The 11441-nt window shown below is 67.8% G+C and carries 8 protein-coding genes; all 8 read right to left on the reverse strand.

The genetic code is table 11. The annotated features are described in order from the left end of the window. Positions 1-231 precede the first annotated feature (231 nt). Positions 232-1422 (reverse strand): phosphotransferase enzyme family protein, encoded by a 1191-nt coding sequence (locus tag LGN19_RS09955; RefSeq protein ID WP_226214327.1) that lies wholly within the window; start codon positions 1420-1422, stop codon positions 232-234. 47 nt (positions 1423-1469) lie between these two features. Next, positions 1470-2102, reverse strand: a complete 633-nt coding sequence (gene pnuC / locus LGN19_RS09960; RefSeq protein WP_124576161.1) for a nicotinamide riboside transporter PnuC — start codon at positions 2100-2102, stop codon at positions 1470-1472. A 59-nt stretch (positions 2103-2161) separates the two neighbouring features. Beyond that, a complete protein-coding gene (locus LGN19_RS09965; RefSeq protein WP_226214329.1) occupies positions 2162-4393 on the reverse strand; it encodes a TonB-dependent siderophore receptor in 2232 nt (743 codons plus the stop codon). 493 nt (positions 4394-4886) lie between these two features. After that, positions 4887-6605: an AMP-binding protein gene (locus LGN19_RS09970; protein WP_226214331.1), complete on the reverse strand. Its 1719-nt coding sequence runs from the start codon at positions 6603-6605 to the stop codon at positions 4887-4889. A gap of 45 nt (positions 6606-6650) precedes the next feature. Continuing rightward, positions 6651-7769, reverse strand: a complete 1119-nt coding sequence (gene peaD / locus LGN19_RS09975) for a quinohemoprotein amine dehydrogenase subunit beta (RefSeq protein ID WP_175221695.1) — start codon at positions 7767-7769, stop codon at positions 6651-6653. A 28-nt stretch (positions 7770-7797) separates the two neighbouring features. Further along, on the reverse strand, positions 7798-8121 hold the full coding sequence (gene qhpC / locus LGN19_RS09980; RefSeq protein WP_014900223.1) for a quinohemoprotein amine dehydrogenase subunit gamma: 324 nt from the start codon (positions 8119-8121) through the stop codon (positions 7798-7800). Between the two features lies 1 nt (position 8122). Next, positions 8123-9553 (reverse strand): quinohemoprotein amine dehydrogenase maturation protein, encoded by a 1431-nt coding sequence (gene peaB, locus LGN19_RS09985; protein ID WP_122949721.1) that lies wholly within the window; start codon positions 9551-9553, stop codon positions 8123-8125. 71 nt (positions 9554-9624) lie between these two features. Then, positions 9625-11232, reverse strand: coding sequence for a quinohemoprotein amine dehydrogenase subunit alpha (gene peaA / locus LGN19_RS09990; RefSeq protein ID WP_226214333.1), 1608 nt, complete (start codon positions 11230-11232; stop codon positions 9625-9627). Between the last annotated feature and the right edge of the window lie 209 nt (positions 11233-11441).

Consider the following 11441-nt stretch of genomic DNA (forward strand, 5'->3'; position numbering starts at 1 on the left):
GCGGTAACGGTTTGCGACCGATGCTACGGTCCGGCCGCAGTGCGAACATGAGGCGAAGATGATATTTCCGTCATGTTGGGAGCGGCCGCGCGCACGCGTGCGGCGCCCTGCGGGAGTCGTGTCCCGCTTCGGCGATCAGGAGGATTCGATGAACGTACTGCGCGACGGCCGCACGGAAGATAGGGAGTACGGGGAATCGGCACACGTGCGCGGCGATTCCCCGCAGGCGAATCAGGAAGTTCCCTGCTTCACCCGCCGACGCTGCACGAGCCAATCAAGCAATTGCCGCCCGTCGCGTTCGCCGAACCAGCGTGCGTGACCGATCAGGTAGCCGTCGTACGCGATGTCGACGATTGCCGGCGCATCGATGATGCAGCCGAAATAAGCGACTTCCGACAGTGCGAACTCCGTATGCACGATCGGCAGCAGCGCGACCAGCGCCGCATAGGCTTCGTCGCCCAGCGGTTCGAGCGACTCATACCCGTCGAGCAGCGCGTCGATCTGCGCATACTCGACGCGGCGTGCATCGGCCGGCGCCATCCAGTCGACCGTATTGCGCTCGATCGCGAGCGCGAGGTCCATCACCGCGCAGGTGCGATCCGACAGCCCGAAATCGAGCACGGTCCGCACCTGCGCGCCGGGCCCCGCCTCGGTCCACAGCAGGTTCGACGCGTGCCAGTCGCCGTGTGTCCACAACGGCGGCAGCGCGGGCAGCAACGGCGCGAGACGCGCGTGATACGGGCCGATCGCGTCGGCCACGTCACCGCGCCAGTCGCGTGCGCCGAGCGCGCGCACGAGCAGCGGCTGCGCGTCGACCCAGCGTTCGAGCGCGCCCGCCAGATCGGGCGACGACAACACGCGAAAGCTCGACAGCAGTGTGCGCACGGGCCGCGCCGGCGCATCGTAGCCGGCCGACGCACGATGCAGTTCGGCCAGCGCGCGTCCGGCGGCATACGCATGCGACGGATGCGTGAACGGCTGCCACGACATCACGCCGCGATACGGGTCGACGCCGGGCGCCCGCACGTGCACCTCGTAGGTCCAGTCGCCGGACGCGAACGCTGTCGCGCCGTCGCGATCCGCGAGAATGTCCACCACGGGCATCCCGCGTTCGCGCAGATGCGCGATGAAGCGATGCTCCTCCTTGAGCCCCTCGACATCGCGCAGGCTCACGTGATGACGCTTGACGAACAGCCCGCGCCCGTCGGTCATCTGCACCAGCACGGCCGCCGCGAACTGCCGCGGGCTGTGCCACGTCAACCGCGCCGGCTCGCCGGCACCGTCGATGCGTGCGAGCACCGCCGCCACTTCGTCGTGCGTCATCAGCGGCCAGTCGCGTTCGGCCTGCTCGCCGTCGACACCGAATTGCGGCGGTGCGACGTCACGCGACAGGGATCCGTCCGGCTCGAGTGGGAATGACATGAACGACATTGCTCCGTGGTTGATTCAGATCGGCGCGTGAGCGTGAATCAGCGCGCGCCGCCGCCCGTTGCCAGCGCACCGCCGGCCGCCGCGCGCAGCGCCGCGGCCGTGCGGCTCCAGTCGCGCCAGCCGACGACGGCCAGCCCGATAAACAGCGCATAGAGTCCGGCCGTCAGATACAGTTCCTTGAACACGAACATCCCGACGTACACGACGTTCACGACGATCCACAGCCCCCACGACGCAATGTAGCGCCGCGCGGTCCAGTATTGCGCGACGAGGCTGAACGCGGTCAGCGACGCATCGACGAACGGCAGCGCCGCATCGGTCCAGCGCGCCATCATGCCGCCGAGCAGCGCGCTGCCGACGACGGCCGCGATCAGGTCGGGCAGCATCTGCAGCGGCCGCACGCCTGTGACGGGTGCCACGTCACCGGCCGGTGCCGCGCTGCCGTCAGCCTCGCTAGCGCGCTGCGCGAGCCAGCGTTGCCAGCCGTACACCTGCAGCACCGCGAACGCGCCCTGCAGCAGCATGTCCGAATACAGCTTCGCGTCGAAGAAGATCCAGCCGTACAGCGCGACCGACACGAGCCCGACCGGCCAGCACAGCATGCGCCGCTTCGCGGTCAGCCAGATCGCGAGCGCGCTGACGATCACGCCGGCGATTTCGAGTGGGGACATCGTCTGTGCTCTCCAGGTTAGCTGCCGGGGCCGCGCGTCATGCGGCCGGTTCCGGACGGTCAGAAATCATAAGTCAACGACACGCGCGCGGTGCGCGGCGCCCCCGGGAACAGGTACGCATCGCCCTGCTGCTCACCCGCGTCGCGCCAGTAGAACTTGTTGAACAGGTTGTCCACCGACACGCGCAGCACCGTGCGATGGCCGCCGATCTTCGTCGTATAGCGCGCACCGAGATTGAACACGAACCACGACGGCACGCGCGCGGTGCCCTCCTCGTTCGCATTGCGGGCCGCACTGTACTCGACGCCGCCCAGCACGTTCAGCCCCGCGACGCCCGGCACTGCGTAGTCCGCATACAGCGACGCGCGCAGCGCGGGCACGTTGATGATCTGGTGCCCTTCGTATGCCGGCGACCCCGAATCGTACGCACGCGCACGGATCGCCGCGACGCTGGCCGTCAGCCCCAGGCGCTCGGTCACGCGCCCGGCTGCGCCCAGCTCGATCCCCTGGTGCCGCTGCGTGCCGCGCTGCACGAACGTGTAGCTCGTGCCCGATGGGTCCGGGTCGGCGAACTGGAACGGCTTGCTGATCGAGAACACGGCAGCCGTGAGGCTCAGCCGGTCGAGCCAGTCGTATTTCGCGCCGACCTCGATCTGGTGCGATTCGACGGGCGGCAGGAACGCATACGCGTTGGTCGCGCGCACCGGCGCCTGGTCGCCGAGCGACAGCGCCTTGCTGTACGACGCGTACAGCGACAGCACGTTCACCGGCTTGTAGACGAGCGCCACCTGCGGCAGGAACACCGAGCGGTCGGTATGCGTCGTGTCGCCGTCGAGGCTGCTCCAGCTGCGCTGGCGCAGCAGCACTTCCTTGCCGCCCGCGAGCACCTGCCAGTGTTCGCCGATGCTGATGCGGTCGAGCCCGAACACGCCGTACTGCCACGCATCGAGGCGCGGATACGACGGCCCGGGCGTTTTATCCGACGGCGAGAAGGTCACATCGGGCCCGTAGATATTTTCGCTACCCACGTTTTCGTACACGGCGTCAGCCATGCTCACGACGCGGCGCTGCACGCTCACGCCGAGCGTCAGCTCGTGCCGCAGCGGCCCCGTCGCGAACTTGCCCGTCGTGACCGCGCGCAGGTCGTCGTTGCGCCGGTATTCGCCGGGGCTGCGGAAGTCGTATACGTCGTAGTCGCCGTTCGCGCCGAAGAAGAACGGCGACGTCGCGCCGGCCGTGCAACTCGCCGCGTACGAGCAGCCGTACGCGAACGCGCTGTTGTCGTCGATCATCGTGCGGCTGCGGCCGGCGGCAATGTAGGCCTTCCAGTCGTCGTTGAACTGGTAGTCGAAGCGCGCATTCAGGTTCAGCGCGTCGGTCGTCACCGGTTTCGCCCACGGCTGCGTGCCGAGCGCCTTCGACGTCGTCTTGATCGACGGCACGACGGTGCCGCCGAGCAACTGGTAGCCGGGCGCGGAACGCTGGATCCACTGCTGGAATTCGGCATTGAGCTGCAGGCTCGCGCGCGGGCTGATGTCCCAGTCGGCGGCGATCGAGCCGAACGTGCGCCGCCCGTTCGTGCCGTCGATGTACGAGTGCATGTTCTCCTTCGCGGCATTGATCCGGAAGCCGAACTGGTTGTCGGGGCCGAAGCGGCGGCCGAGATCGACGGCCGCCGACGTCGAGCCGCGGCTGTCGACGCCGCCCGTCACGCTCGCGACGTTCGCCGAGCGCTTCGTCACGAAGTTGATCACGCCGCCCGGCGCGACGACGCCGCTGTCGATGCCCGCGAGCCCCTTCAGGATCTCGACACGCTCCTTGTTCTCGAGCGGCACGTTCTGCTCGCCGGACACCGTCAGCCCGTCGATCCGGATCGCGCTCGCGAGATCGACCGGAAAACCGCGGATCGCAAAGCCTTCGAAATAGCCGACCGGCGCATAGTCGTTGACGACCGACGCGTCGTTGCGCACGACGTCGCTCAACCGCTTCGCCTGCTGGTCGTCGAGCTGCGCGCGCGTGACGACGCTCACCGACGCCGGCGTATCGCGCAGCGGTGTGTCGTCGAGCCCCGCGACCGACGCGTTGCGTACGCGCAGCGCATTGCCGCGCTCGCCGCTCACCGTGATCGTCGGCAGCGTCGCGCTGCCGGCCGCGTCGGCGTCCGGCGCCGGCGTGTCGCCCTGCGCCGCGGCGGCCTGTGCCGCGAAAAGCGTGATGCCGAGACCGACGCCAAGCCCGACCTTCGCGCGCCGCCGCCGTGCGGGCGACGCTGTTGTTCTATTCACCGTCATTGTTCTGGATGGAAAACTCGCCACTCGACCCTGTCGAAACCTTTATGCCTTTATGCCGTTACGAAGCGTGCCCGCGCATGAACCCGCGACGGTCCCGGCGAACCACCGGACACCGTCGGCAAGCCGGCACGCCATTCATCAGACGAATCGGACAATCCGGCCGTATGCGTGCCGTTCGGTCGGGAAAGCGCAGGATGGGCATCGGAAGCCGGCGACGCGCCGGGCGCCGACGCAGCCGCCGATCCGTGGATCGGGTGCCTGTCGGGCAGCCGGCTGCCTCGCGCGGTCTTGTCATGCGGGGGACGCTTCGAACGCCCCGGTGCGGGCGCCGGGCATTTGCGTGCGCCGTTCGTCGGAACGGCGGAATGTCCGTCGCGCGCGACATCGCGGCGTGGCGCGCATTTTACCCCGGGCGGACGGGGCGGCAGGGAAAGCCGCCCGGCGGGCGGTCATCGCAGGCGTAGCGGGCGGCACGGCGGCCGCCCGTCAGGCACTACGCGGTATCGGCGGCTTTCAGCCCCCATGCGTCGATCATCTGCTGGCGCATCACGAACTTCTGCACCTTGCCCGTCACCGTCATCGGCAGCTCGTCGACGAAGCGGATGTAGCGCGGAATCTTGTAGTGCGCGATCTGCCCTTGGCAGAACCCGCGCACGTCGTCCTCCGACATCTGCTCGTCCGCGCGCAGCACGATCCACGCGCACAGCTCCTCGCCGTACTTCGCGTCGGGCACGCCGAACACCTGCACGCTCTGGATCTTCGGATGGCGGAACAGGAATTCCTCGATTTCGCGCGGGTAGATGTTCTCGCCGCCGCGGATCACCATGTCCTTCAGCCGGCCCACGATGTTGCAGTAGCCGTCCGCGTCGAGCGTCGCGAGGTCGCCGGTGTGCATCCAGCCGTCGACGATCGTTTCCTGCGTTTTCGCTTCGTCGTCCCAGTAGCCGAGCATCACCGAATAGCCCTTCGTGCACAGCTCGCCCGTCGCGCCGACCGGCACGATGCGCCCGTCCGGATCGACGATCTTCACCTCCAAGTGCGGCTGCACGCGGCCGACCGTCGTCGTGCGCTTTTCGAGCGGATCGTCGGTCGAGCTCTGGAACGACACGGGGCTCGTTTCCGTCATCCCGTATGCGATCGTGATTTCCGACAGATGCATCTGCGACACGACGCGCTTCATCGTCTCGATCGGGCACGGCGAGCCGGCCATGATCCCGGTGCGCAGCGTCGACAGGTCGAATGTCGCGAACTCGGGGTGATCGAGCTCCGCGATGAACATCGTCGGCACGCCGTGCAGCGCGGTGCAGCGTTCGTCGGCCACCGCCGCGAGCGTCGCGACCGGATCGAACGCCTCGCCCGGGAACACCATCGCCGCGCCCGTCGACACGCATGCGAGCACGGCCAGCACCATCCCGAAGCAGTGATACAGCGGCACGGGGATGCACAGCATGTCCTGCTCGCTGAACCGCATCGCCATCGCGATGAAGCGCGCGTTGTTGACGACGTTGCGGTGCGTGAGCGTCGCGCCCTTCGGGCTGCCGGTCGTGCCGCTCGTGAACTGGATGTTGATCGGATCGGCGGCCGCGAGCGTCGCGCCGATCGCATCGAGCCGCGCGACATCGAGCGTGTCGCGGCCGCGCGCGACGACGTCCGGATAGCGCAGCATGCCCGGCGTGTGGCCGTCGCCCATCCGGATCACGATGCGCAGCGCCGGCAGCCGCGCGGCATGCAGTTCGCCCGGCGCGCAATGCGCGAGTTCCGGCGCGAGCGCCTGCAGCATCTCCAGGTACTTCGACGACTTGAACTGCTCGGCCGCGATCAGCGCGCGGCAGCCTGCCTTGTTCAGCGCGTAGTCGAGTTCCGCGAGCCGGTAGGCCGGGTTGATGTTGACGAGGATCGCGCCGATGCGCGCGGTCGCGAACTGGGTGAGCAGCCATTCGACGCGATTCGGCGACCAGATGCCGACGCGGTCGCCCGGCTCGATCCCGAGTGCGACGAGGCCGGCCGCGAGGACGTCGATCTCGTGCGCGAACGTGCGCCAGTCCCAGCGAATGCCCTGCTCGCGGAACACGACGGCCGTCCGCGCCGGAAAGCGCGACGCGGTGTCGTGCAGCAGCGTGGCGACGGTCGCATCCGACAGCGGCACGTCGGTGCGGCCCCGCACGATCGACAGGCCGTCGAGCGGCACGCCGGTGGCGATGGCGGTGGTCATGGTGTCTCCTGATCGGCCGCGCCGGCCCGCGGGCCGGCACGTGCATCATCGTGTAAACATCTGCGCGGTCGTGATCGCCATGTCGCCGCCCGGCACGCGAATGTCCTTCAGCTTCTTCAGCGTATCGGCGTCATACACCGCGACGGTGTTGAAGGTGCCCGCGAGGTAGAGCTTGCTGCCCTCGCGATTGAACGACAGGCAGTAATACGAATGATCGAGCGGCGCGGCCTCGACCAGCTTCTCGTTCTTCACGTCGTACTTCGCGAGCCGGTTCAGCACGCCGTACATCGCGTTCGGATCCTTCGGCGACAGTCCGCCCGTGAAATACACCTCGGTGACCGGCGCGAAATCCTTGACCGTCGCGTTGCCCGTCTTCAGGTCGATGTCGACGTAGCCATACATCGTCTGCGCGGCGGCCTGGTCCTTCTTCTCGTCCTTGAAGCGGTCGGCCGTATAGAGCAGGTTCAACGTATGCTGCGGACGCTGCTGCGGCCACACGTACAGCACGTCCGGCTGGCCGTGCAGCGGCTGCTTCCAGTTGCGCAGCGGCACCGCGACGTCGTACTTTCCGGTCTGCACGTTCATCCGGTAGATGTCCGCGCCGACGATGAACAGCGAGCCGTCGTCCGCAGCCTGCAGCATCGTCGTCTGGCGCGGTGCCGCGAAGGTGCGCACCGGCTTCGCGTCGAGCCCGCCATCGGTGCGGTACACCTGCAGGCGCGGCGACTGCACTTCGTAGCTGTCGCGATTCAGCTTCGTCGGGTTGACGACGCTGTAGATCTCCTTGCCGTCAGGGCTCAGCCCGACCGAGAACATCGCGCGCGCACGCTCGTTGCCGGCTTCCGCGAGCTCCGCATGGAACACGGTCTTGCACGAATCGAGATCGACACCGTACAGGTCGCCGTAATGGTTGTTCAGCACGTACGCACGCGTGCGGTCCGGGCTGATCTGGATCGTGCCGGGGCCGAACGCGTCGGGCAGCGAGCAGGTTTTGACGACGCTGTCGGTGCCCGTGTCGATCACCGTCAGGTTGTTCGGATAGTTCGTGACGGCGAGGTACTCGTGGCCGGCCTGCAGCGCGCCGTCGGCCGCGGCCGACAGCGACGCGGCCGAGGCGAGCGCGGCGGCGAGGAGCGCGCGGCTCAGGGGTGTCGTGAATCGCATGGAGAATCCTTGATCGGTGCCGGGTGGATCACTTGTCTTTGGGGAACACGCTGCCGAGCTGGCGCCAGTCCGCGCCGGAATCGGTCGCGTGCTTGTTCCAGTCGGGATAGGTGCTCATCATGTCGGGCACCTGCGCGGGCCACCAGCACGGGTCGGAGCAGCCGTACAGGTCGGCCTCCATCGGCTGGCACAGCGACGCGACCCCGCCGAACACGTCCGTTTCCCAGCCGGGATCGGTCGTCGACGTGCAGCCCGCGACGGACGTCATCGCGACGACTTCCTCGAGGCGATCCTGCTGCACGGCCTCCTCGAGCTTTTTCGCCTTGTTGTTGAGCGGCTTCAGATGTTTCATGTCAGTTCGCCTTGCGCGGAGTGATGTGGTTGTCGATGAACGCCGGGTTGCCGGCGATGATCCGGCTGTAGACCTCGATGCCGAAATCGATCCAGTCGCGCATCAGCTCGCAGTAGTGGTAGGTCGGATGCGTGGGGTCGCCGTAACGCGCATAGCTCTCGTGATAGCAGCCGCCCGAGCACAGGTTGCGGATCCGGCAGGTTTCGCAGCCGGTGCCGCTGCGCTCGAGGCGTTGCGACAGGAAGTCGTTGAGCTCCGCCTGCGCGACGCCCTCATGCACGTTGCCGAAGGTCGGGAGCGTGGAGCCGGTGAAGCGATGGCACAGGTTCAGGTCGCCCTTGTGATCGACCGCGAGCATCTTGAGCCCCGCGCCGCACGGCAGCGACTTCTTGTGCCCTTCGTGCAGATCGGTGATCAACTGGTGCAGGTTCGAGAAGCCGATGTTGCGGTTCTCGAGCGCGGCGGCCAGGTAGCGCCGGCCGAGCGCCTTCATGTTCGCGAACACCTGCGCGAGTTCATCGGTCTGCAGGTTGAACGTATCGAGCTGCCCCGACGTGACCGGCGCGAAGCCGACTTCCGCGAAACCGAGTTCGTTGAACAGGTGATCCCAGATGCCTTCGATGTCGGTCACGCCGCTCGTCAGCGTCACGCGCGCGCCGACCGGGCGGCTGCGGTAGCGCTTGAGCAGCATCTCGACCTTGCGGCGCACGACGTCGTAGGTGCCCGCGCCGCCGACCGTGCGGCGGTTCAGGTCATGGATCGAGCGCGGCCCGTCGATGCTGACCGACAGCCCGAAGCGATGCGCGTCGAGCCAGTCGACGATCTCCTCGGTCAGCAGCGTCGCGTTGGTCGTCATCACGAACTCGACCTGCTTGCCGAGCGCGCCGAAGCGCAGCTCGCAATACTCGACCATGCACTCGATCAGCTTGCGGTTGCTGAGCGGCTCGCCGCCGAAGAACACGACCGTGTAGCGCGGCAGGTCGGGCGATTCCTTCAGCAGCATCTCGACCGACGCCTTCGCGGTGTCGATGTCCATCCGCCGCCCGGCGGACGGCGTGTCGAGGTCTTCCTTGTAGCAATACGTGCAGCTCAGGTTGCAGCCGGTGTTCACGTTCAGCACGACCGTGTCGATCGCGGTGCGCTCGACACGCTTCACCGCGATCTCGGGCGTGAGCGGCGAGCCGTCGCTGACGACCTCGAGGGCCATCAGCTCGCCGAGCGTCTCGGCGAGTTCGCCGTGCGGCGAGCGGCCGGCCAGCCGCGCGAACAGCTCGTCGGCCGTGCAGCTGCTCGCGCGCAGCGCGTCGATGATGTCGGCCGTCACGCGATCGGCCGCGAACAGCGAGCTGCTCGGCACATGAAACATCAGGCGCTCGTCGTCGACGCGCACTTCGTGCACGTTGCGTTCAACCACGTTCAACAGGGCGCTCATCGGATTCTCCTTGCGTTCGTCGGATTCGGACCGGGCCGCGTCGCGGCCCGGCACGCGGGGATGCGGATCGGTCAGGGCAGCGGCGGGTTGTTCCAGCGCTGCACGCCGACGATCATGTGCCCGGTGCCCGTCACCGTGCGTGCGCCGTCCGTCACCGTCGCGACGACGTTCAGGTTGCCCGTGTTGTTGGTGCCCATCCGGCGCGCGGGGTTCGGGCCCGCGTTGCCCGGCGTGAAGATGCCGGTCGACGCCTGCATCGTGCCGGCGAACTGCGTGTCGCGATCGCCCTTCGACTGATCGTCGAACGGGGTGACCGACCATTGCGCGGGCACGACGCCGATGCGGAACGGCTTGCCCGCGCCATCGACACCCCATGCCACCGCGTCGAAACGCCCTTCGACCTTCGGTGTCGAGCCGCCGTTGCCGCCGATGCGCGCGACCGCGTAGTCGGGTTCGACCTTCACGTCGTGGATCTCGCGATAGACCGCGAAGCCGTCCGCATGCGCGGCGCCGACGCTCACCCGGCGCGCGCCGGCCGCGCTGCCGTCGGCGGCCTTCACGCGCACCCGCACGTATTGCGGCGTGCGCTCGAGCACCGATGCAACCGTCACGCCGGTGCCGAATGCGGGCGTGCCTTGCAGGTTCGCGCCGACGATCGTCACGTCGGTCTCCTCGCCGGCCTTCACGTAAGCCGGCTGCACTGCCACGATCTGCGCGCTGCCGAGCTTCGCCGCGTTGAAGTCGAGGCCGCGTTCATCGTGCGCATCGTCGAACATCCGGCCGCGCAGCGTGCCGTCGCTCGCCATCAGCACCTGACGCATCGTCGTGTCGCCGACCTTCACGCTCGCACGCCATTCGTAGCCGGTGTAAAGCGTCGCGGTGCCGGTGCCGACGAGCGGGCTGCCGTCCGCGAAGCGGCCCTTCAGCTCGACGTCGAAGCGGTCACCCGTGCCGCCCTTCACGGTCATCGTGCCGTACGCATCGCCCTTGCCCGGCATGTGGCCGCCGAAGCTCCACGTGCCGGCGAGCGCGGTCGCGGGCGGATGGTGCTGCTTCCACGCGGTCCATGCGCTGCTGTTGTACGGGTAGTCCTTCGCGAGCATCGGCGCGATGTCGGTGAGCGCGATCTTCAGCCAGTCGCGGTCGCGACCCATCGCCGAATACTCGATCGACGGCCACTGCCCGAGGTGGAAGTTCACGAGCTTGTCCCATTCGGCGACCGGGCGGCGCTGCAGCAGCGGGCGCGCGGCCGAGTGGCAACGCGCGCACATCTGCTTGAATTCCTCGTTGCCGACGGTCTCCTGCGTGTTCAGGCGGCGCTCGGGCGCGTAACGGAAGTCCTTCGTCTCCGACGGCGCGAGACCCTGCGTATCCGACAGGTACTTCACGAGAATGCGCCGCTCGTCGTCGCTGATCGTGAGACCGTGCATCGTCTGCATCCGCGCGATCGTCATCAGCCAGCCTTCCGGCGTCTTGCGCTGATGGCTGATGCGGCTCCACGAATCCTTCGACTCGGCCGCGTGACAGGCCGCGCATGTCTGGCTCAGGATCGCGTGAGCGTCGCGCGGCGTCTGGGCCTGGGCCTGCGCGGCGCCCGAGGCCAGCGCGAGCGCACCGGCGGCGGCGACGGCCGCGGCCGCGCGGGGCGGCCGGCTGCGTCGAATGAAAGTCTTGAACAAGGCTCTGCTCCTTTACGTGGGGTCTCGAATCGTCCGGCCTGCAGCGCTACGGCGCTTGTCTCATGCTCTTCAAGCACAGGCCGTGCCAATTGCCGACGTCGGGTTTGCCATAAGGAAAACACGCGCTTTTACCGCCGAACGCTCGGGAAAATCCCGATTCAAACCGACGCGCCAAACCGGCATTCGCGTGCCTTTGCCGCGGTGTGGCG

The organism is Burkholderia sp. AU30198 (genome assembly GCF_020419825.1).
Lineage (GTDB): Bacteria > Pseudomonadota > Gammaproteobacteria > Burkholderiales > Burkholderiaceae > Burkholderia.

Coding starts and splice junctions, on each gene's coding strand:
- pnuC (WP_124576161.1), bottom strand. CDS start 2,102: ATGTCCCCACTCGAAATCGCCGGCGTGATCGTCAGCGCGCTCGCGATC.
- qhpC (WP_014900223.1), bottom strand. CDS start 8,121: ATGAAACATCTGAAGCCGCTCAACAACAAGGCGAAAAAGCTCGAGGAG.
- peaB (WP_122949721.1), bottom strand. CDS start 9,553: ATGAGCGCCCTGTTGAACGTGGTTGAACGCAACGTGCACGAAGTGCGC.
- LGN19_RS09965 (WP_226214329.1), bottom strand. CDS start 4,393: ATGACGGTGAATAGAACAACAGCGTCGCCCGCACGGCGGCGGCGCGCG.
- LGN19_RS09970 (WP_226214331.1), bottom strand. CDS start 6,605: ATGACCACCGCCATCGCCACCGGCGTGCCGCTCGACGGCCTGTCGATC.
- peaD (WP_175221695.1), bottom strand. CDS start 7,769: ATGCGATTCACGACACCCCTGAGCCGCGCGCTCCTCGCCGCCGCGCTC.
- LGN19_RS09955 (WP_226214327.1), bottom strand. CDS start 1,422: ATGTCATTCCCACTCGAGCCGGACGGATCCCTGTCGCGTGACGTCGCA.